Here is a 21,038-nt window from a genome sequence, read left to right on the forward strand (position 1 = left end):
GTTGATAGGCCGGATCTGGAAGCCAGGTAACTGGTGGAGGTGACCGGTACTAATAGGCCGAGGGCTTGTCCTCAGTTGCTCGCGTCCACTGTGTTGGTTCTGAAACCACGAACAGCCCCGCCATCCGATGGCGGTCCGGTTGTCAGTTTCATAGTGTTTCGGTGGTCATAGCGTGAGGGAAACGCCCGGTTACATTCCGAACCCGGAAGCTAAGCCTCACAGCGCCGATGGTACTGCAGGGGGGACCCTGTGGGAGAGTAGGACACCGCCGAACAATTCTTATAAAAAGGTCGGATCCTGAACTTCGGTTCGGGGTCCGGCCTTTTTACGTTTTGCTTAACGTGTCGTTCACCCTGCGCACCCAGCATCCAGCACATGGGAACTGCTGCAATGCTCAGGGCCGCCGGCGTCGGAGTCGGTGACGAGGTCGTCGTACCTGCCTTTGGGAACGTCGAGGTCGCCGAGGCGGTGACCCTGGCCGGTGCGCTCCCGGTGTTCGCCGACATAGACCCGGTGACCTACTGCCTCGACCCCGGCTCTGTCGAGGCAGCTGTAACTCCGCGTACCGCGGCGGTCGTTGTCGTGCACCGCTTCGGACGACGCGCCGATGTGCGGCGGTTGCACGGGTTCGGGCAGCGGCACGGTGTCCTGGTGCTGGAGCAGGGCGAGTCCGAGGCGCCGTACGACGAGATAGCGCAGCGCAGGCAGCGGGCCGCCTACCTCGACGGCAAGCTCAAGGGCGTACGGACGCCGGACGGCGGTGACAGGCACACCTACCAGCAGTACGTCGTGCGAGTACCTGGCAACGGCCGGCCCGACCGGGACGCCTTCGCGATGGCCCTGCGGGCCAAGGGCGTTGACTGCCGGGTGCCGGTCAAGACGCCCGTGCACCGGCTGCCGGAGTTCCGTCGGTGCGTGTCCCTGCCGGAGACCGAGCTGGCCGCCGACGAGACGCTGACGCTGCCCGTGGACGCCTCGCTCACCAAGCGGGAGATGCACCGGATCGTGTCCGCGTGCAACGCGCTCGGGGGACTGCTGCAGCCCGCCTACTGAGCGGGTTCCGAACGAATTTGGGAACTCGGGCCCGCTCGGGGTAGAGTTTCTTCGTCGCGGCGAGGGAAACCTCGAAAACGACAGGCCCCTATAGCTCAGTCGGCAGAGCGTCTCCATGGTAAGGAGAAGGTCAACGGTTCGATTCCGTTTGGGGGCTCAAAGAGAAAGACCCCGCCCTTCGGGCGGGGTCTTTCTCATGCGTCCTTGTGGATTCCCGGGACGCGCATCGCCAGGATCGCCATGTCGTCCGACGGGGCGTCCGACGCGAAGCGTTCCACCGCCCGCATGATGCGCGCGGCGACCGCGCCCGCCGTCAGCCCCGTGCAGGTCGTGAGGACGTCGGCGAGGCCGTCGTCGCCCAGCATGCGCGCGCCCTCACGGCGTTCGGTGACGCCGTCCGTGACGCAGAGCAGTACATCACCGGGGTCGAGGGTGACCGTCTCCTCGTGCAGCTCCAGGTCCTCGATCACGCCCAGCAGCGGCTGCGGTTCGGCGGCCGGCGTCACCGTGCCGTCCTGGCGCAGGCGCAGGGGGAGCGGGTGGCCGGCGCAGACCACCTTCAGCTCGGCACTGCCGTCCTCCTGCGGGCGCATCTCGCCGTAGAGGAGGGTCAGGAAGCGGCTGCGGTCGCCCTCGTCGAGGATCGCAGAGTTCAGGCGCTGCAGGACCGCCGGCCCGGACAGGCCCTCGCGGGCCAGCAGGCGCAGGGCGTGCCGGGCGAGTCCGGTGACCGCCGCCGCGTTGGGGCCCGTACCGCAGACGTCGCCGATGGCGAAGCCGTAGGCGCCGTTGCCGATCGGGAAGAGGTCGTAGAAGTCACCGCCGACCTCGTTGCCCTCTCCGGCGGCGCGGTAGATGACCTCGACCTCGACGCCGTCGATCTGCGGCAGGCCCGGCGGGAGCAGGCTGCGCTGGAGGGACTGGCTGATGGCCGTGCGCTCCGAGTACAGGCGGGCGTTGTCCAGGGCGAGTGCCGCCCGGCGGGACAGGTCCTCGGCCAGTTCCAGGATTTCCTGGCGGAAGTGTTCGTCCGTGGGCTTGCCCAGGGTCAGCATGCCGATGACGCGGTTACGGGCGACGAGGGGCAGCACGACCGTTTCGCCGCCGACGGCGGAGGCCGTGGCGAGGGTGGGGCCGATGCCCGCGCTGACCCGGTGGGTGGGACCGCCGGACAGGCCGAGGCTGCGCATGGACGAGCGCAGGGCCGCCCGGTGCGCCACCTCGGCGGGGACGGCCCACACGCGGGCGCCGGGGGTCGGTACCGGGTCCGGCGGCGGGACCTTCGACAGCAACGACTTGATGCCGTCGATGAGTTCCTCGTCCTCGTGCAGGACGTACGACAGATACGGCTCGGAGGCCTGGTCGGCGATCGTATAGACGGCGCACCAGGTGGCCAGGGTGGGGACCGTCATCTGGGCCATCAGGGCCAGCGTCTGGTCGCGGTCCAGGGTGCCCGCCAGCAGGTCGGAGGCCTCGACCAGGAAGCTCAGGGAGCCGCGGCGCAGCCGCTCCAGCTCGCCGAGGCGGGCCGACTCGACGGCCAGGGCGATCCGGTCGGCGGCGAACTGCAGGCGCAGCGCCTCCTCGTTGGAGTACCGGCCCGGTGCCTCGGCCGCGACGCCGAGCGAGCCGGTGAGGCGGCCCTCGACCTTCAGCGGGACGGTGACGACCGAGCGCATCCCGGTGCCGGCGAGCAGCGGTACGGCGCCGGGGACGGACGTGAGGTCGTCGTGGACGGCCGGCATGCGTGCGGAGCCGTAGCGGCCGGGGCCTGCTTCGACGGGTACGCGCGCGAAGCGCTGGCGGGCGGAGGGCAGGCCGGTGGAGGCGCGGACCTCCAGCTCGGTCTCGTCGTCGGTGGCCAGCAGCAGGAACGCGGAGTCGGCGTCGAGCATGTCGCGGGCGCGCTCCACGGTGCGCTGGAGCAGGCCGTCGAGGTCGTCCGGGGCGGGGGAGCCGATGAAGACCTCGAAGGGGTCGGTGCTCTGGCCGTCGGCGGACGGGGTCTGGTCGCCGGCCGGGACGCGCGGGGGAGTCTGGAGTACGGCGCGCTCGTGGTCGCGGACCAGGAGGCAGACGGTGGAGGGTTCGCCGCCGGTGTCGCGCACCCTGAGGTGGGAGGCGTAGACCGAGGCCACGCGGCCGTCGGCGCCGCGGATGCCGTAGCTGCCCTCCCAGCGGGAGAGCTGCAGGGCCTCGGCCACACCGGTGCTGGTCCCCGGGGTGTGCGGCCAGGCCGCCAGTTCGGTGAGGGGCTTGCCGATGACCTCGCCGGCCGGATAGCCGAACAGTTCTTCGGCGTCCTCGTTCCAGGAGGTGATCGAGCCGTCCCGGTCCACCTGGAGGACCGCGACGCGCACCCGGCTGTCGGCCAGCGGGAGCAGGTCGGCGGGGAGGGAGGGGCCGGCGGTGCGGGTGCCGACGGGGCGTTCGGGGAGGTTGAGTTGGAACCAGACGTTCTTGTGGGTGGGCGTGTAGTCGACGCCCCAGCGGGTGGCCAGGGCCGCGCACAGCTGCAGGCCGCGGCCGCCCTCGCGGTCGGGGCTGCCCATGGAGGAGGCGGCGTGCTGGAGGGGGACCTCGCGTTCGGGGTAGCGGTCCGAGACCTCGACGCGCACACCGTCCTCGGTGCGCAGGCACAGAACGTCCGCGTGCGTGCCCGCGTGGACGACCGCGTTGGTCACCAGCTCGCTGGTGAGGACCACGGCGTCGTCGACGATGTCGGCGAAGCCCCAGCCCTGGAGGGTGTCGCGGACGAAGGACCGGGCGGTCGCGACCGATCGCCCCACGGGCTCGAAGGTGGCGGCCGCGCGCGCGGTGATCACAGAACTCCTCGGCCGGTTGTCTACGTGCAGGGCTGCGTGGCCGACGGGCTCGCGTCGCTGCTGCGGCATCAGCTCGCCCGTCGGCTGTGGCTCCGGGGACTGTCCCCCGGGGATGACTCCGGTGGTCATGGTCTGCGGCCGCCCCTCCGATGCCCGCTCGTTCTCGTGCCACCGCCCAAGCCGGTCGGACCGGTGCGGCTGGACAGCCGCATGCAAGGTTACTTACCTTCGCCGTCCGAGCGGATGCCGGTCGCCGGTGTTTACCCCCCATGGTGTGCGGACGATGTGCGAAGCTGCCGAACTGTTATGGCCTGGTTGGGCCGGGGTGAAACACTGGGCAAGCTTCTGATGAAGGTCGGGTCAGCCTGCGTGTGTTCCGTGTACGGCGGGCAGCAGCCTCTGGTGTGGCCGGATCTCGTCTGGCAGAAATACGCAGCAGTAACCGGTACGCCGAAAGTAACCGGTATGCCGAAACCGGCAGGCCGGGCCGAAGCGGCCGAGCACAGCAGTAACGGTCTACCCCTCCGGGAGGGACACAGTGGAGTCTGGCGCGGCGACGCGTGGCACGAAGACGCGTGCGAAAGGCGGACCGTCCCTGGGCAGGCGCGGTGAGACCACCGCCGTGGACACGGCTGCCCTGAACCGGCTGCTGGCGGCTCTCGTCTCGATGCGGGACGGGAACTTCCGCAAGCGGCTCACGGTCTCCGGGGACGGCGTGATGTCGGAGATCGCGGCCGTCTTCAACGAGGTGGCCGACCGGAACCTGCATCTGACCGGTGAGCTGTCCCGGGTGCGGCGCATGGTGGGCCGTGAGGGCAAGCTGACGGAGCGGCTGGAGAAGGGGGCCTGCGAGGGCTCCTGGGCGTCCGCGATCGACGCCTCCAACGCGCTCGTCGACGATCTCGTGTGGCCGGTGTCGGAGGTCGGCCGGGTGCTCACGGCGGTCGCCGAGGGCGATCTGTCGCCGCGGATGGAGCTGCGGACGCAGGCGCTGGACGGCGGCACCGGGCACCCGTTGCGGGGCGAGTTCCTGAAGGTCGGCCGTACCGTCAACAATCTGGTCGACCAGCTGTCGACGTTCACGGACGAGGTCACGCGCGTGGCCAGCGAGGTCGGCACCGAGGGCAAGCTCGGCGGTCAGGCCCGGGTGCGCGGCATGTCCGGTTCGTGGAAGGACCTGACGGAGTCCGTCAACACCATGGCGCGGCAGCTGACCGCCCAGGTGCGCGACATCGCGCTGGTGACGACGGCGGTCGCTCGGGGTGATCTGTCACGCAAGGTGACCGTGCAGGTCGCCGGCGAGATGCTGGAGCTGAAGAACACCGTCAACACGATGGTGGAGCAGCTGTCGTCCTTCTCCGTGGAGGTGACCCGGGTCGCCCGTGAGGTGGGCACCGAGGGCATCCTGGGCGGTCAGGCGCAGGTGCCGGGTGTGGCCGGTGTGTGGAAGGAGCTGACCGACTCCGTCAACACGATGGCGGGCAACCTGACCGCGCAGGTGCGCGGGATCTCGCAGGTCACGACCGCTGTCGCCAGTGGTGATCTGTCGCAGAAGGTGACGGTTCCGGCGCGCGGTGAGGTGGCACAGCTCGCCGAGACGATCAACCAGATGACCGAGACGCTGCGGATCTTCGCGGACGAGGTCACGCGCGTGGCGAACGAGGTCGGCGCGGAGGGCCGGCTCGGCGGGCAGGCGAACGTGCCGGGCGCCGCGGGTACGTGGAAGGACCTGACGGACTCCGTCAACACCGTGTTCCGGAACCTGACCATCCAGGTGAGGGACATCGCGACCGTGACGACGGCTGTGGCCAGTGGTGATCTGTCGCAGAAGGTCACGGTCGACGTGGCCGGCGAGATGCTGGAGCTGAAGAACACCGTCAATGGGATGGTGGACCAGCTGTCGGCGTTCGGTGCCGAGGTGACGCGGGTCGCGCGGGAGATCGGTGTCGAGGGTGAGCTGGGCGGTCAGGCGCAGGTGCCGGGCGCGGCCGGTGCCTGGAAGGACCTGACCGACTCCGTCAACACGGCGTTCCGCAACCTGACCGGTCAGGTGCGCAACATCGCCCAGGTGACGACGGCCGTGGCCAACGGCGACCTGTCGCAGAAGGTCACCGTGGACGTCTCCGGCGAGATGCTGAAGCTGAAGAACACCGTGAACACAATGGTGGACCAGCTGTCGAGCTTCGCCGACCAGGTCACGCGGATGGCCCGTGACGTGGGTACGGAGGGCCGCCTCGGCGGTCAGGCCCGGGTGGACGGCGTGTCGGGCACGTGGAAGGAGTTGACGGACTCCGTCAACTTCATGGCCGGCAACCTCACCTCGCAGGTGCGGCAGATCGCCCAGGTGACGACGGCCGTGGCGCGCGGTGACCTGTCGCAGAAGATCGACGTCGACGCGCGCGGTGAGATTCTTGAGCTGAAGAACACGATCAACACCATGGTCGATCAGCTGTCCGCCTTCGCCGACCAGGTGACCCGGGTGGCCCGTGACGTGGGTACCGAGGGCCGCCTCGGCGGTCAGGCGCAGGTTCCTGGTGTGGCCGGTGTGTGGCGGGACCTGACCGACTCCGTGAACGGCATGGCCGGCAACCTGACGGCCCAGGTCCGCAATATCGCGCAGGTCGCGACGGCCGTGGCGCGCGGTGACCTCTCCCAGAAGATCACCGTGGACGCGCGCGGGGAGATCCTGGAGCTGAAGAACACCCTGAACACGATGGTGGACCAGCTGTCGTCGTTCGCCCAGGAGGTCACGCGAGTGGCCCGTGAGGTGGGTACGGAGGGCATCCTGGGCGGTCAGGCCGAGGTGCAGGGGGTCTCCGGCACCTGGAAGGACCTCACGCAGTCGGTGAACTTCATGGCGAACAACCTGACGATCCAGGTGCGCAACATCGCCGAGGTCACGACCGCGGTCGCCAAGGGCGACCTGTCGAAGAAGATCACTGTTGACGCGAAGGGCGAGATCCTCGAACTCGTCACGACGGTCAACACGATGGTTGATCAGCTGTCCAGCTTCGCCGAGCAGGTGACCCGGGTGGCCCGTGAGGTGGGCACCGAGGGCATCCTGGGCGGTCAGGCGCACGTGCCGGGTGTCACCGGTATCTGGAAGGACCTCAGCAACAACGTCAACCTCATGGCCAACAACCTGACCATGCAGGTGCGGAACATCTCCCAGGTGGCCTCGGCCGTCGCCAACGGCGATCTGACGCGGCAGGTGACGATCGAGGCGCGCGGTGAGGTCGCGCAGCTCGCCGACACCATCAACATCATGGTCAAGACGCTGAGTTCGTTCGCCGACCAGGTCACCAAGGTGGCCCGTGAGGTGGGCACGGACGGCATCCTGGGCGGCCAGGCGCACGTACCGGGTGTGGCCGGCACCTGGAAGGACCTCACCGAGTCCGTGAACCAGATGGCGTCCAACCTGACCGGTCAGGTGCGGAACATCGCCATGGTGACCACGGCGATCGCCAAGGGTGACCTGACCAAGAAGATCGACATTGACGCGCGCGGCGAGATCCTCGAGCTGAAGACGACGATCAACACCATGGTCGATCAGCTGTCCAGCTTCGCCGAGGAGGTCACGCGCGTGGCCCGTGAGGTGGGTACGGAGGGACAGCTCGGCGGCCAGGCACGCGTGCGTGACGTCGATGGCACCTGGCGGGACCTGACCGAGTCGGTGAACGAGATGGCCGGGAACCTGACCCGGCAGGTGCGTGCCATCGCGCGCGTGGCGACCGCGGTGACCCGCGGCGACCTGAACCTGAAGATCGACGTCGACGCGTCCGGCGAGATCCAGGAACTCCAGGACTACATCAACAAGATGATCGCCAACCTGCGCGACACCACCATCGCCAACAAGGAGCAGGACTGGCTCAAGGGCAACCTGGCCCGTATCTCCGGCCTCATGCAGGGCCGCCGGGACCTGGAGGACGTGGCCTCGCTGATCATGAGCGAGCTGACGCCGGTGGTGTCCGCGCAGCACGGCGCGTTCTTCGTGGCGATGCCGCTCATGGAGGAGGGCAAGGACGGCGGCGATGGCGAGGAGAACTACGAGCTGCGCATGCTGGGCTCGTACGGCTACTCGATGGGCTCCATGCCGACGTCGTTCCGGCCAGGTGAGGCGCTGGTCGGCACGGCCGCCGAGGAGAAGCGCACGATCCTTGTGGAGAACGCGCCCAGTGGCTACCTGAAGATCTCCTCCGGGCTCGGTGAGGCCCCGCCGGCGCAGGTGATCGTGCTGCCGGTGCTGTTCGAGGGCACGGTGCTCGGTGTGATCGAGCTGGCCTCCTTCACGCCGTTCACGCAGATCCAGAAGGACTTCCTCAACCAGATCGCCGAGATGATCGCGACGAGCGTCAACACCATCTCGGTCAACACCAAGACCGAGCAGCTGCTGAAGCAGTCGCAGGAACTGACCGAGCAACTCCGCGAGCGTTCGGCCGAGCTGGAGAACCGCCAGAAGGCGCTGCAGGCCTCCAACGCCGAACTGGAGGAGAAGGCCGAGCTGCTGGCCCGGCAGAACCGCGACATCGAGGTGAAGAACACCGAGATCGAGGAGGCCAGGCAGGTCCTGGAGGAGCGTGCCGAGCAGCTCGCGGTGTCGATGCGCTACAAGAGCGAGTTCCTCGCCAACATGTCGCACGAGCTGCGTACGCCGCTCAACTCGCTGCTGATTCTGGCCAAGTTGCTCGCCGACAACGCCGAGGGCAACCTGTCCCCGAAGCAGGTGGAGTTCGCCGAGACCATCCACGGCGCCGGCTCCGACCTGCTCCAGCTGATCAACGACATCCTCGACCTGTCGAAGGTCGAGGCGGGCAAGATGGACGTCTCCCCGACGCGTATCGCGCTCGTGCAGCTCGTGGACTACGTGGAGGCCACCTTCCGGCCGCTGACCGCGGAGAAGGGCCTGGATCTGTCCGTACGGGTCTCCCCGGAGCTGCCCGCGACCCTGCACACCGACGAGCAGCGGCTGCTGCAGGTGCTGCGCAACCTGCTGTCGAACGCGGTGAAGTTCACCGACTCCGGGTCGGTGGAGCTGGTGATCAGGCCGGCCGGCGCGGACGTGCCGGTGGGCATCCGGGAGCAGCTGCTGGAGGCCGGCTCGCTGACCGATCCGGACGGACCGCTGATTGCGTTCTCGGTGACGGACACCGGCATCGGCATCGCGGCCGGCAAGATGCGGGTGATCTTCGAGGCGTTCAAGCAGGCGGACGGCACGACCAGCCGCAAGTACGGCGGCACCGGCCTCGGTCTGTCGATCTCCCGGGAGATTGCGCAGCTGCTCGGCGGTGAGATCTACGCGCAGAGCGAACCGGGGCGCGGCTCGACGTTCACGCTGTACCTGCCGCTGCACCCGAGCGAGCTGCCGCCGCAGGGCTACCAGCAGTCGGTGCCCCCGCTGGAGGCGGGCGAGCTGCTGGCCTCCGAGGCCCGGCAGTCCTCGGAGCTGTCCGCCGTGGAGATCGAGACTCCGGCCGAGGTGAAGTCGTACCGGGAGACGCAGAACGGTCCCGCCGCGCTCTTCCGGCGCCGGCGCCGAGGTCTGCCGCAGGGTGAGCAGCGGCCCGAGCACTGGGCGGTGCCGGAGCAGGAGAGCGCGCCGCAGTCCGCGCGCGGGGTGCGGTTCGGCGGCGAGAAGGTGCTGATCGTCGACGACGACATCCGCAACGTGTTCGCCCTCACCAGCGTCCTGGAGCAGCACGGTCTGTCGGTGCTGTACGCCGAGAACGGCCGCGAGGGCATCGAGGTGCTGGAGCAGCACGACGACGTGGCGGTCGTGCTGATGGACATCATGATGCCGGAGATGGACGGGTACGCGACGACCACGGCGATCCGCAGGATGCCGCAGTTCGCCGGGCTGCCGATCATCGCGCTGACCGCGAAGGCGATGAAGGGCGACCGGGAGAAGGCGATCGAGTCCGGTGCCTCCGACTACGTGACCAAGCCGGTCGACCCGGATCATCTGCTGGCCGTGATGCAGCAGTGGATGGGTGGGAAGTGACGAGATCGGCGCACGGGGATGTGAACACCCGGAGAACCCTTGGCGTGGGTCGGGAGTTGTCCACTTGAGGTGAGGGCGAAGGTACGGCTTAGGGTGGCCTGCGAACGTATGGGAATGTGGGATTCCGGGAACCATCACCACCCCCGCCGCGTTTTCGCTATGTGCACAGTGACATCGCGGTGACAGGGTGTGGCGACGGGCGGGGTGCGGCTACGATGACCGGCACAAGGACGGGCGGCGAAAGGGAGTCGTCCCCTGGGGCGGCGCCCGGTGTACCGCCGGGGCGAGGAGGGCGGGCCATGGTGCAGAAGGCCAAGATCCTCCTGGTCGATGACCGGCCGGAGAATCTGCTGGCGCTGGAGGCGATCCTCTCTGCGCTCGATCAGACGCTGGTGCGGGCATCGTCCGGGGAGGAAGCGCTCAAGGCACTGCTCACGGACGATTTCGCGGTCATTCTGCTGGACGTCCAGATGCCGGGCATGGACGGATTCGAGACCGCCGCGCACATCAAGCGGCGCGAGCGGACCCGGGACATCCCGATCATCTTCCTCACGGCGATCAACCACGGCCCGCACCACACCTTCCGGGGCTATGCGGCGGGCGCGGTCGACTACATCTCCAAGCCCTTCGACCCGTGGGTCCTGCGCGCGAAGGTCTCGGTGTTCGTCGAGCTGTACATGAAGAACTGCCAGCTGCGGGAGCAGGCGGCGCTGCTGCGGCTGCAGTTGGAGGGCGGCGGCAAGGGCGCGGTCGGCGGCAAGGAGTCCGCCGGGCTGCTCGCCGAGCTGTCCGCGCGGCTCGCGGCCGTGGAGGAGCAGGCCGAGGCACTGTCCAAGCAGCTGGACGACGACTCGGCGGACGCGGCCGCGGTGGCCACGGCGGCCCATCTGGAGCGCAAACTCACCGGGTTGCGCCGCGCGCTCGACGCCCTGGAGCCGGGCGCCGGCCCCGGCGGCTCGGCGGTGCCGGCGCAGAACTGACGTACACCCGGGCGGCGGTTGCCCATGAGCGTGCGTCAGTTCCGGTCCTCGACAAGGGCGACACGAACGGGTGAAGCTGTGGGCACACGTGTCCGCCGTCGTCTCCCCCGGTAACCTCACACCCATGGCCTCACGTCCCTCCGCAGCCAAGAAGCAGCCCGCCAGGAAGGCGGCCGCTCCCGCGAAGGCTCCGGCGAAGAAGGCCGCAGCGAAGAAGGCTCCGGCCAAGAAGGCGCCCGCCAAGAAGGCCCCGGCCCGAAAGGCCGCGCCGCCGAAGCCGGCGCCCAGCCCCACCGGGGGCGTGTACCGACTCGTGCGCGCCCTCTGGCTGGGCCTCGCGCACGCCGTCGGCGCCGTCTTCCGCGGCATAGGGCAGGGCGCGCGGAACCTCGATCCGGCCCACCGCAAGGACGGCATCGCGTTGCTGCTGTTCGGCATCGCGCTGATCGTCGCCGCCGGCACCTGGGCCGACCTGAAGGGCCCCGTCGGCGACCTCGTGGAGATCCTCGTCACCGGTGCCTTCGGCCGACTGGACCTGCTGGTGCCGATCCTGCTCGCGGTGATCGCCGTACGGCTCGTCCGGCACCCGGAGAAGCCGGAGGCCAACGGGCGGATCGTGATCGGCCTGTCCGCGCTCGTCATCGGCGTGCTCGGGCAGGTCCACATCGCCTGCGGCTCGCCCGCCCGCAGCGACGGCATGCAGGCCATAAGGGACGCAGGCGGCCTCATCGGCTGGGCGGCGGCCACTCCGCTGACGTACTCCATGAGCGACGCGCTCGCCGTACCGCTGCTGGTGCTGCTGACGGTCTTCGGGCTGCTCGTGGTGACCGCCACCCCGGTCAACGCCATCCCGCAGCGGCTGCGGGCGCTCGGCGTACGCCTGGGCGTGCTGCACGACCACGAGGCGGAGGACTTCACCGAGGACGACGAGCGCTACGACGAACAGTGGCGCGAGGCGCTGCCCGCGCGCCCCGGCAAGCGCTCGTCCGCCCCCAAGGCGTACGACCCCGACAGCGCCGAGGAGGAGGCCCTCTCGCGGCGCCGTGGGCGCCCCAGGCGCTCCGCGGTGCCCCAGCCGGATCCGCAGCGCCGGATGGACGCCGTGGACGTCGCGGCGGCCGCCGCCGCGGCGCTCGACGGCGCGGTGCTGCACGGCATGCCGCCCTCCCCCCTGGTCGCGGACCTGACCCAGGGCGTCAGCGTGGGCGACCGCGAGGAGACCACGCCGGTGCCCACCCCGGCCCCGGCCCCCGCGCCCGCCCCGGCGCCGGTCCCGGCAGCGCGCCCCAAGCAGGAGAAACTCACGGCCGGGATCGTCCCCGACCTGACCAAGAGAGCCCCCGAGGAGCCGCGCGACCTGCCGCCGCGCGCGGAGCAGCTCCAGCTCTCCGGGGACATCACCTACTCACTGCCGTCGCTGGACCTGCTCACGCGCGGCGGGCCCGGCAAGGCGCGCAGCGAGGCCAACGACGCGGTCGTCGCCTCGCTCACCCAGGTCTTCACCGAGTTCAAGGTCGACGCGGCCGTCACCGGCTTCACCCGCGGCCCGACGGTCACCCGCTACGAGGTCGAGCTCGGCCCCGCCGTGAAGGTCGAGCGGATCACCGCGCTGACCAAGAACATCGCGTACGCCGTCGCCAGCCCGGACGTCAGGATCATCAGCCCCATCCCCGGCAAGTCCGCGGTCGGCATCGAGATCCCGAACACCGACCGGGAGATGGTCAACCTCGGCGATGTGCTGCGGCTCGCGGAGTCCGCCGAGGACGACGACCCGATGCTGGTCGCCTTCGGCAAGGACGTCGAGGGCGGGTACGTGATGCACTCGCTGGCGAAGATGCCGCACATGCTGGTCGCCGGTGCGACCGGCTCCGGCAAGTCGTCCTGCATCAACTGCCTGATCACCTCGGTCATGATGCGGGCGACCCCGGAGGACGTCCGGATGATCCTGGTCGACCCCAAGCGGGTGGAGCTGACCGTCTACGAGGGCATCCCGCACCTGATCACGCCGATCATCACCAACCCCAAGCGGGCCGCCGAGGCCCTCCAGTGGGTCGTACGCGAGATGGACCTGCGCTACGACGACCTGGCGGCCTACGGCTACCGGCACATCGACGACTTCAACCAGGCCGTCCGCGACGGCAAGGTCAAGCCGCCGGAGGGCAGCGAGCGCGAGCTGCAGCCGTACCCGTATCTGCTGGTGATCGTGGACGAGCTGGCCGACCTGATGATGGTCGCCCCGCGCGACGTCGAGGACGCGATCGTGCGCATCACCCAGCTCGCGCGCGCGGCCGGCATCCATCTGGTGCTCGCCACCCAGCGTCCGTCGGTCGACGTGGTCACCGGCCTGATCAAGGCCAACGTGCCCTCCCGGCTCGCCTTCGCCACCTCCTCGCTCGCCGACTCCCGGGTCATCCTCGACCAGCCCGGCGCAGAGAAGCTCATCGGCAAGGGCGACGGCCTGTTCCTGCCGATGGGCGCGAACAAGCCGACCCGTATGCAGGGCGCGTTCGTCACCGAGGCCGAGGTCGCGGCCGTCGTCCAGCACTGCAAGGACCAGATGGCGCCGGTCTTCCGGGACGACGTCACGGTCGGCAGCAAGCAGAAGAAGGAGATCGACGAGGACATCGGCGACGACCTGGATCTGCTGTGCCAGGCGGCCGAGCTGGTCGTCTCCACCCAGTTCGGGTCGACCTCCATGCTCCAGCGCAAGCTGCGTGTCGGCTTCGCCAAGGCCGGGCGGCTCATGGACCTCATGGAGTCCCGCAACATCGTGGGCCCGAGCGAGGGATCCAAGGCACGTGACGTTCTTGTGAAGCCTGATGACCTGGACGGCGTGCTCGCCCTGATCCGCGGGGAGTCTGGGGAGTAGGGCGAAGGCCGTCCGGCGGGCGCCGGTTACGCCGGGTGGCGGCATCGTCCGTGATCCACCCGTTAGGGAGCGGCGAGCAACCGTTTCCCTTTGTCGTACGTCCAGTTGAGCGAAAGGACAGATAGGCATCCCACGATGGGGTACCTGCCTGTCGAACCATAGGAATGTCCGGCCATTCCTATGGTGTACAAAGTCAGACCGCCCGGTTGCCCCACCCTTTCGTACCCCCCCTAGACTGAGCTTCCAGCACAGGTGGCTACACGCTCGAAAGGCGCCCCCGTGTCCATCGGCAACTCCCCTGAAGACGAGCGTCCGTTGCAAGACGAGTCCCAGGAAGCCCGTGTCTCCGTGGGCCGCGCCCTGCAGCAGGCGCGGATCGCGGCCGGGCTCACCGTGGACGACGTGAGCACCGCCACTCGTGTCCGTATCGCCATCATCCACGCCATCGAGGCGGACGACTTCGCCCCCTGTGGCGGCGATGTGTACGCCCGCGGACACATCCGAACGCTGGCCAAGGCCGTCCACCTCGATCCCGCACCCCTGATCACCCAGTACGACGCCGAGCACGGCGGCCGTCCCGCACCCACCCCGGCGGCACCCCTGTTCGAGGCCGAGCGGATCCGGCCGGAGCGGCGCGGGCCGAACTGGACCGCCGCCATGGTCGCCGCGATCGTCGTCGTGATCGGCTTCGTCGGCTTCACCGCGGTCAAGGGCGGCAACTCGGGGAATGACGCGAAGTCGCAGGTCGCCGGGGGCGGCGGCACGCCCGCGGCGAGCAAGTCCGCCTCGCCCACGCCGAAGAAGGACAAGCCCGCCACGCCGAGCACCGCGCCCTCCGACAGCGCCATCGCCGCCGCGCCCCAGGACAAGGTGACCGTCCAGGTCAGCGCGCCCAACGGACGCAGCTGGATCTCGGCCAAGGACCACAACGGCCGGATGCTCTTCGACGGGCTGCTGAGCAAGGGCGAGTCCAAGACCTTCCAGGACAGCTCCAAGATCAACCTGATCCTCGGCGACGCCGGCGCGATCGAGCTGTACGTCAACGGCAAGAAGATCGAAGACAACTTCCAGGCGGGCCAGGTGGAGCGCCTCACCTACACGAAGGGTGACCCGGTGGCGGGCTGAGGAGCCCTCGGGAAGAGCGTGTGGGACGGGGTTGGCCAAGATCGGCCAACCCCGTCGACGTGGGCTGTCAGTGAGACGAAGTACTCTTGAGCCCATGCCTGAACGCCGTACCGTCGCACTCGTCACTCTCGGCTGCGCCCGTAACGAGGTGGACTCGGAGGAGCTCGCAGGCCGTTTGGAGGCGGACGGCTGGCAGCTCGTCGAGGACGCCGCGGACGCCGATGTCGCCGTGGTCAACACGTGTGGCTTCGTCGAGGCCGCGAAGAAGGACTCCGTCGACGCCCTCCTCGAGGCCAACGACCTCAAGGACCATGGGAGAACCCAGGCCGTCGTGGCGGTGGGCTGCATGGCCGAGCGGTACGGCAAGGAGCTCGCCGAGGCGCTGCCCGAGGCGGACGGCGTGCTCGGCTTCGACGACTACGTGAACATCTCCGACCGCCTGCAGACCATCCTGTCCGGCGGTGTCCACGCCTCCCACACCCCGCGCGACCGCCGCAAGCTGCTCCCGATCAGCCCGGCCGAGCGCCAGGAATCGGCCGCGTCCGTCGCCCTGCCCGGGCACGCCCCTGCCGATCTCCCGGAGGGCCTGGCGCCCGCCTCCGGCCCCCGCGCCCCCCTGCGCCGCCGCCTCGACGGCTCCCCGGTCGCCTCGGTGAAGCTCGCTTCCGGCTGCGACCGGCGCTGCTCCTTCTGCGCCATCCCGTCCTTCCGCGGCTCCTTCGTCTCCCGCCGCCCCAGCGACGTGCTGAACGAGACGAGATGGCTGGCCGAGCAGGGTGTGAAGGAGATCATGCTGGTCTCCGAGAACAACACCTCCTACGGCAAGGACCTGGGCGACATCCGCCTGCTGGAGTCCCTGCTGCCCGAGCTGGCCGAGGTCGACGGCATCGAGCGGGTGCGGGTGAGCTATCTGCAGCCGGCCGAGATGCGTCCGGGGCTGATCGACGTGCTGACCTCCACCCCGAAGGTCGCCCCGTACTTCGACCTGTCCTTCCAGCACTCCGCGCCCGGCGTGCTGCGCGCCATGCGCCGCTTCGGCGACACCGACCGCTTCCTGGAGCTGCTCGACACCATCCGCTCCAAGGCGCCCGAGGCCGGCGTGCGCTCCAACTTCATCGTCGGCTTCCCCGGCGAGAGCGAGGCGGACCTGGCCGAGCTGGAGCGCTTCCTGAACGGCGCCCGCCTGGACGCCATCGGTGTCTTCGGCTACTCCGACGAGGAGGGCACGGAGGCCGCGACCTACGACGACAAGCTCGACGAGGACGTCGTGGCCGAGCGCCTGGCCCGGGTGTCCCGGCTGGCCGAGGAGCTCGTCTCGCAGCGCGCCGAGGAGCGCGTCGGCGCAACCGTGCACGTCCTGGTCGAGTCCGTCGACGAGGAAGAGGGCGTGTACGGCCGTGCCGCGCACCAGGCGCCCGAGACCGACGGCCAGGTTCTGCTCACGAGCGGCGCGGGCCTGAGCGTCGGACGTATGGTCGAGGCGAAGGTGGTCGGTACGGAAGGTGTCGACCTGGTGGCCGAGCCGCTGGCCGGCTCGCTCGCGTGCAGTGAGGAGGCGGACAGATGACCGGAGTCCCGGCATCCGCCGCGGGTGGCTCCTCCGGCGCGCACGGCGCCCGGAGTTCCGCCGCCGCTGCCGACGGCGCTCGGTCCGAGGTCTCCGGTTCTGCTCCAGGTCCCGACAGTGGCGGCCGGTCCGCGCGCGGCGGGAAGATCGCGGCCGCGGCCGTCAACCAGGCCAGCGTCTGGAACGTGGCCAATCTGCTGACCATGCTCCGGCTGCTCCTGGTGCCCGGCTTCGTGGCGCTGATGCTGGCGAACGGCGGCTATGACCCGGCCTGGCGCTCGCTGGCCTGGGCGGCCTTCGCCATCGCCATGATCACCGACCTGTTCGACGGGCATCTGGCGCGCACCTACAACCTGGTCACCGACTTCGGGAAGATCGCCGACCCCATCGCCGACAAGGCCATCATGGGGGCAGCGCTGATCTGTCTGTCGGCCCTGGGCGATCTGCCGTGGTGGGTGACGGCCGTGATCCTCGGCCGGGAACTCGGCATCACGGTGCTTCGTTTTCTGGTCATTCGCTACGGCGTGATCCCGGCCAGCCGTGGGGGCAAGCTCAAGACCCTCACCCAGGGCGTGGCGGTCGGGATGTACGTCCTGGCGCTGACGGGATGGCTGGCCACGCTGAGGTTCTGGGTGATGGCCGTGGCGGTCGTCCTCACCGTCGTCACCGGACTCGACTACGTGAGACAAGCCATTGTGCTGCGCAGGCAGGGAATCGCCGAGCGCGCGGCGGCGTTGGAGGAGAAGGAAGCGTGAGCTCGCAGGCCACCGAACTGGTGCGGCTACTGACCGTGAGGGGCGAGACCCTCGCCGTCGCCGAGTCGCTCACCGGTGGCCTGGTGGCGGCGGAGATCACCTCGGTCCCCGGAGCGTCCAAGGTGTTCCGGGGTTCGGTCACCGCCTACGCCACCGAGCTGAAGCATGAGCTGCTGGGCGTCGACGCCACCCTGCTGGCGCAGCGAGGAGCGGTGGATCCGCAGGTCGCGGGTGAGATGGCAGCCGGAGTACGGAAGGTTTTGGGCGCCGACTGGGGCATCGCGACCACCGGAGTCGCCGGCCCCGAACCGCAGGACGGCCAGCCCGTCGGGACGGTTTTCGTGGCGGTGGACGGGCCGCTCACCGACCGCCCCGGTTCCGCCGGCGGCGGAAAAGTGGAAGCCCTGCGGTTGAACGGCAGCCGTGCGGAAATTCGTATGGAGAGTGTACGGAGCGTACTCGCAGTGCTCCTCGAGCAGCTGGCGGGCGAACAGACCGGTAATGAGCGGGCACAGGATACGGAACGGAACGGGGGGTTTTGATGTTTGCAGCCCTGAGTGAACACGACATCGCTCCCCGCACGGCCGCAGCGCGAGGCGGTACGGTGGGGCGAGAAGGATGCGGCTACGCGGTCCGAGGAGGGAGCCACCGATGATTCTGCTCCGTCGCCTGCTGGGTGACGTGCTGCGTCGGCAGCGCCAACGCCAGGGCCGTACTCTGCGCGAAGTCTCCTCGTCCGCCCGAGTCTCACTCGGCTATCTCTCCGAGGTGGAGCGGGGGCAGAAGGAGGCTTCCTCCGAGCTGCTCGCCGCCATCTGCGACGCGCTGGACGTACGGATGTCGGAACTCATGCGAGAAGTGAGCGACGAGCTGGCGCTCGCCGAACTGGCCCAGTCCGCCGCGGCCACCGAGCCCGTGCCCACGCCGGTCCGTCCGATGCTGGGTTCCGTCTCGGTGACCGGTGTGCCACCGGAACGGGTGACCATCAAGGCGCCCGCGGAGGCAGTGGATGTGGTCGCCGCGTGACACACGTGTGCGCGGCCTAGCGAACGTGTGAGGCCCCGGTCGGCTTCTCGGAACGAACCGAGAAGTGTGGCCGGGGCTTTCTTTTTGCCGGTCGCGTGTATGGGTTGCATCACTTTTGCGCCCGTTTGCCGGGCTCGGTCCATGCGGTCATGGTGGAGGGACGTGACGGCGCCGAAGCACCGGAGGAAGCGGATGTACGTCGTGAAGAGCCCGTTGGCCGAGGGGGACCTGAAGACCGTGGCCGAGGCGCTGCAGGGTGCCCTCGTCGACCTGGTGGACCTCTCCCTGGTCGCCAAGCAGATCCACTGGAACATCGTCGGGCCCCGCTTCCGCTCCATCCACCTCCAGCTCGACGAGGTCGTCGCTTCCGCCCGTACCCACTCCGACACGGTGGCCGAGCGGGCCTCGGCCCTGGGCGTACCGCCGGACGGACGCGCCGCCACGGTGGCCTCCGGCAGCGGCATCGGCACCACTCCGGCGGGCTGGATCAAGGACGGGGACGCGGTACGGGCGATGGTGGACGCGCTCGGCGCGGTGATCGCCGGGATGCGGGTGCGGGTGGCGGCGACGGGGGAGCCGGATCCGGTGTCCCAGGACATCTTCATCGGGATCACAGCGGATCTGGAGAAGCATCACTGGATGTTCCAGGCGGAGAACGCGTAGGTGTTCTGGCCGGGGTCGGTTGCCGGTGCTGCTCAGGTGCGGACGGGCTGATGTTCGTGCGCCGGTGAGCCCGTGGTGCGCCTTCCCCGCCGGGCGGGCGGAGGTCTAGCGTCCGGCAGGAGGTGGTGGCGGGCATGGTGGCGCGGACAGTGCGCTGGGCGGTCGGGCTGGGGTTCGCGGCCTTGTGGTGGTGGGCCGTGCTCCGGATGGCTCTGGGCCAGGGCGCGGGTCTCCTGGAAGGCGCCGTCGCGGCCGGCGGGTGGGGGCTGAGCCTGCTGCCCGTGCACTGCGTCCCCAAGGGGCAGACGGTGGGGGCCGTGTCGAAGGGGCGCTGGGTGGCCGCCTGGCGCGAGGGGGACGCTACCAGGGCATCGCCACACCCCCGTTCGGGCGAAGTATCTGACCAGTGGTGAACGCCGAGGCGTCCGACGCCAGGTAGAGCACGGCGTGAGCGACGTCGTCCGGCTCACCGACCCGGCCCAGCGGTGCCATCCGGGCCATCAGGCCCTCGGTGTGCGCCTGCGTCTCGCGGTCGTGGCGGTCGGTCATCGGGGTGCGGATCCAGCCCGGCGCGATCGCGTTGACCCGGATGCCGTGCCGGCCGACCTCGGTGGCCAGCGTCCTGGTCAGCTGGACCACGGCCGCCTTCGCCGCGCCGTAGCAGAGCAGCCCGGTGCCTCCGGTGTCGACCGCGCCGGAGGCCATGGTCACGATGCTGCCCCGCGTGTCATGGGCCAGCATCGAACGGGCCGCCTCCTGGCAGGCGTACAGCACACCCTTGAAGTTGACGTTCAGCACCCGGTCGAGATCCTCGTCACGCGTCTCCAGCACGGGGCTGCTGTGCATGATCCCGGCGATCGCCGCCATCACGTCCAGGCGCTCGCAGGACCGGACGGCCTCGGCGAGCCGGGCCCGGTCGGTGACATCCAGGACATGCGTACGGGCCGTGCCGCCGCGCTTCTCGATCAGCTCCGCCGTGCCCTGCAGGCCGTCCGCGTCCCGGTCGGCGCAGTGCACGGTCGCCCCCGCCTCGGCGAGCAGCACGGCGGAGGCCCGGCCGATACCGCCGGCGGCTCCGGTGACGAACACGGTGCGTGCGGTGAGGTCGTACGCGGTGAGGGGCATGGAGCGACGGTACGGCCCTTTCTGACGGGCCGTCAATTGCCGTGTCAGCGGCCGCCGATGCCGCTCCGACAACGCCAGTGCCGACGACGCCGGAGCGGTGTCGGGCGGGGCGTCAGGCGGTGCGGCGGGGTCTGCGGTCTCGCCGGTGTTGCGGTGAGCCCGGGGCCGGGGCGGGGCCCGTCTGGCAGGTCGGGCACCAGTAGGTGGGGCGTTCCCGGGAGCCGTCGCCCTGGTCGGCCATGCGGACCGGGGTGTGGCAGCGCAGGCAGGGGCGGGGTGCGCGGCCGTAGACGAACAGGTCGTGCCGGTGCAGGCCCGTGGTCTGGCGGACCGGGCGGTCCCGGTTCGCCTCCAGGAGTCTCTTGGCGAGCGCAGGCAGCTTCTCCGCGCGGTCCGCGGGCAGCGCACCGACGGGCAGCCATGGGGTGACGCCCAGCAGGAAGCACAGCTCGCTCTTGTAGATGTTGCCGATGCCGGCGAGGTTGCGCTGGTCGAGCAGGGCCTCGCCGAGCGCGCGGGCGGGATCGCCGAGGAGGTTGGCGAGGGCACGCTCGGGATTCCAGTCCGGGCCGAGCAGGTCGGGGCCCAGATGGCCGACGACCCGCTCCTCCTCGCTCGTGCGCAGCAGCTCCAGGACTTGGAGCCGGTAGCCCACGGCCGTGCGGTCGGCGGTGCCGAGGATCGCCCTGATCTGGTGTGCGGGACCGCCCCGCCAGCGCTCGCCGATGCCGTACACCTTCCAGGCTCCCTCCATGCGCAGATGCGTGTGGAGGGTCAGGCCGCCCTCGAACCGGGTGAGCAGGTGTTTGCCGCGCGGGATCGTGCTGAGCACCGTAGTGCCGGTGAGGTCGACCGTCGCGTACTTCGGCACCCGGAAGTCGCTGCGGGTCAGCGCCTTGCCCGCGAGGGCCTCGTGCAGCCGCCTCGCGGCCTGCCAGACCGTGTCACCTTCGGGCATGCGTCAAGGGTGCCACGGTCGGGTGAGGTGGGCGTTCGGGTGGCGGTGGCGGTGGCGGTGAAGGTGGCGGTGGGGGCGGGGACGCCCGTCGGCG

At 69.8% G+C, this 21,038-nt stretch carries 13 protein-coding genes, 1 tRNA gene and 1 rRNA gene; 12 read left to right on the forward strand and 3 right to left on the reverse strand.

Going from position 1 to position 21,038, the window contains the following annotated elements; translation table 11 throughout:
• Positions 1 to 157: 157 nt before the first annotated feature.
• The 3 genes from rrf to ACZ5NH_RS28080 all read left to right on the forward strand — a co-directional run bounded on the left by rrf (position 158) and on the right by ACZ5NH_RS28080 (position 1,210).
• Positions 158 to 274 (forward strand): 5S ribosomal RNA (gene rrf / locus ACZ5NH_RS28070).
• Between the two features lie 116 nt (positions 275 to 390).
• Positions 391 to 1,053 (forward strand): DegT/DnrJ/EryC1/StrS family aminotransferase, encoded by a 663-nt coding sequence (locus tag ACZ5NH_RS28075; protein WP_468779282.1) that lies wholly within the window; start codon positions 391 to 393, stop codon positions 1,051 to 1,053.
• Between the two features lie 84 nt (positions 1,054 to 1,137).
• A tRNA-Thr gene (locus ACZ5NH_RS28080) sits at positions 1,138 to 1,210 on the forward strand.
• A 37-nt stretch (positions 1,211 to 1,247) separates the two neighbouring features.
• Here ACZ5NH_RS28080 and ACZ5NH_RS28085 read toward each other — a convergent pair.
• Positions 1,248 to 4,007, reverse strand: a complete 2,760-nt coding sequence (locus tag ACZ5NH_RS28085) for a SpoIIE family protein phosphatase (RefSeq protein ID WP_468779061.1) — start codon at positions 4,005 to 4,007, stop codon at positions 1,248 to 1,250.
• Positions 4,008 to 4,416: 409 nt separating this feature from the next.
• Between ACZ5NH_RS28085 and ACZ5NH_RS28090 the strand changes: the two genes are divergently transcribed.
• The 9 genes from ACZ5NH_RS28090 (at position 4,417) to ACZ5NH_RS28130 (ending at position 18,861) form a co-directional block, all read left to right on the forward strand.
• A complete protein-coding gene (locus ACZ5NH_RS28090; protein ID WP_468779063.1) occupies positions 4,417 to 9,876 on the forward strand; it encodes a HAMP domain-containing protein in 5,460 nt (1,819 codons plus the stop codon).
• 299 nt (positions 9,877 to 10,175) lie between these two features.
• On the forward strand, positions 10,176 to 10,856 hold the full coding sequence (locus ACZ5NH_RS28095; RefSeq protein WP_468779065.1) for a response regulator: 681 nt from the start codon (positions 10,176 to 10,178) through the stop codon (positions 10,854 to 10,856).
• A gap of 124 nt (positions 10,857 to 10,980) precedes the next feature.
• Positions 10,981 to 13,725 carry a DNA translocase FtsK gene (locus tag ACZ5NH_RS28100; RefSeq protein WP_468779067.1) on the forward strand — a complete coding sequence of 915 codons (2,745 nt, stop codon included), beginning with the start codon at positions 10,981 to 10,983 and terminating at the stop codon, positions 13,723 to 13,725.
• 279 nt (positions 13,726 to 14,004) lie between these two features.
• Positions 14,005 to 14,850: a helix-turn-helix domain-containing protein gene (locus ACZ5NH_RS28105; RefSeq protein WP_388635633.1), complete on the forward strand. Its 846-nt coding sequence runs from the start codon at positions 14,005 to 14,007 to the stop codon at positions 14,848 to 14,850.
• 94 nt (positions 14,851 to 14,944) lie between these two features.
• Entirely contained in the window at positions 14,945 to 16,417 is a 1,473-nt protein-coding gene (gene rimO / locus ACZ5NH_RS28110; RefSeq protein WP_468779070.1) for a 30S ribosomal protein S12 methylthiotransferase RimO, read from the forward strand.
• Positions 16,414 to 17,172, forward strand: a complete 759-nt coding sequence (gene pgsA, locus ACZ5NH_RS28115) for a CDP-diacylglycerol--glycerol-3-phosphate 3-phosphatidyltransferase (RefSeq protein ID WP_468779072.1) — start codon at positions 16,414 to 16,416, stop codon at positions 17,170 to 17,172. The genes rimO and pgsA overlap by 4 nt, the downstream gene beginning before the upstream one ends.
• Positions 17,169 to 17,714 carry a CinA family protein gene (locus ACZ5NH_RS28120; protein ID WP_451555557.1) on the forward strand — a complete coding sequence of 182 codons (546 nt, stop codon included), beginning with the start codon at positions 17,169 to 17,171 and terminating at the stop codon, positions 17,712 to 17,714. Before pgsA ends, ACZ5NH_RS28120 begins: the two co-directional genes overlap by 4 nt.
• 109 nt (positions 17,715 to 17,823) lie before the next feature.
• Positions 17,824 to 18,198, forward strand: a complete 375-nt coding sequence (locus tag ACZ5NH_RS28125; RefSeq protein WP_053666341.1) for a helix-turn-helix domain-containing protein — start codon at positions 17,824 to 17,826, stop codon at positions 18,196 to 18,198.
• A gap of 192 nt (positions 18,199 to 18,390) precedes the next feature.
• The gene (locus ACZ5NH_RS28130; RefSeq protein ID WP_388635641.1) at positions 18,391 to 18,861 is read left to right on the forward strand and encodes a Dps family protein; all 471 of its coding nucleotides are present in this window, start codon (positions 18,391 to 18,393) and stop codon (positions 18,859 to 18,861) included.
• Positions 18,862 to 19,221: 360 nt separating this feature from the next.
• Here the strand turns inward: ACZ5NH_RS28130 and ACZ5NH_RS28135 are convergent, their stop codons facing one another.
• A complete protein-coding gene (locus ACZ5NH_RS28135; RefSeq protein WP_468779074.1) occupies positions 19,222 to 19,986 on the reverse strand; it encodes an SDR family NAD(P)-dependent oxidoreductase in 765 nt (254 codons plus the stop codon).
• Positions 19,987 to 20,098: 112 nt separating this feature from the next.
• A complete protein-coding gene (locus ACZ5NH_RS28140) occupies positions 20,099 to 20,944 on the reverse strand; it encodes an Fpg/Nei family DNA glycosylase (RefSeq protein ID WP_468779076.1) in 846 nt (281 codons plus the stop codon).
• Positions 20,945 to 21,038: the final 94 nt, after the last annotated feature.

Source organism: Streptomyces sp. NPDC031426, assembly GCF_055581585.1.

Coding starts and splice junctions, on each gene's coding strand:
- ACZ5NH_RS28075 (WP_468779282.1), top strand. CDS start 391: ATGCTCAGGGCCGCCGGCGTCGGAGTCGGTGACGAGGTCGTCGTACCT.
- ACZ5NH_RS28085 (WP_468779061.1), bottom strand. CDS start 4,007: ATGACCACCGGAGTCATCCCCGGGGGACAGTCCCCGGAGCCACAGCCG.
- ACZ5NH_RS28095 (WP_468779065.1), top strand. CDS start 10,176: ATGGTGCAGAAGGCCAAGATCCTCCTGGTCGATGACCGGCCGGAGAAT.
- ACZ5NH_RS28100 (WP_468779067.1), top strand. CDS start 10,981: ATGGCCTCACGTCCCTCCGCAGCCAAGAAGCAGCCCGCCAGGAAGGCG.
- rimO (WP_468779070.1), top strand. CDS start 14,945: ATGCCTGAACGCCGTACCGTCGCACTCGTCACTCTCGGCTGCGCCCGT.
- pgsA (WP_468779072.1), top strand. CDS start 16,414: ATGACCGGAGTCCCGGCATCCGCCGCGGGTGGCTCCTCCGGCGCGCAC.
- ACZ5NH_RS28125 (WP_053666341.1), top strand. CDS start 17,824: ATGATTCTGCTCCGTCGCCTGCTGGGTGACGTGCTGCGTCGGCAGCGC.
- ACZ5NH_RS28130 (WP_388635641.1), top strand. CDS start 18,391: ATGTACGTCGTGAAGAGCCCGTTGGCCGAGGGGGACCTGAAGACCGTG.
- ACZ5NH_RS28135 (WP_468779074.1), bottom strand. CDS start 19,986: ATGCCCCTCACCGCGTACGACCTCACCGCACGCACCGTGTTCGTCACC.
- ACZ5NH_RS28140 (WP_468779076.1), bottom strand. CDS start 20,944: ATGCCCGAAGGTGACACGGTCTGGCAGGCCGCGAGGCGGCTGCACGAG.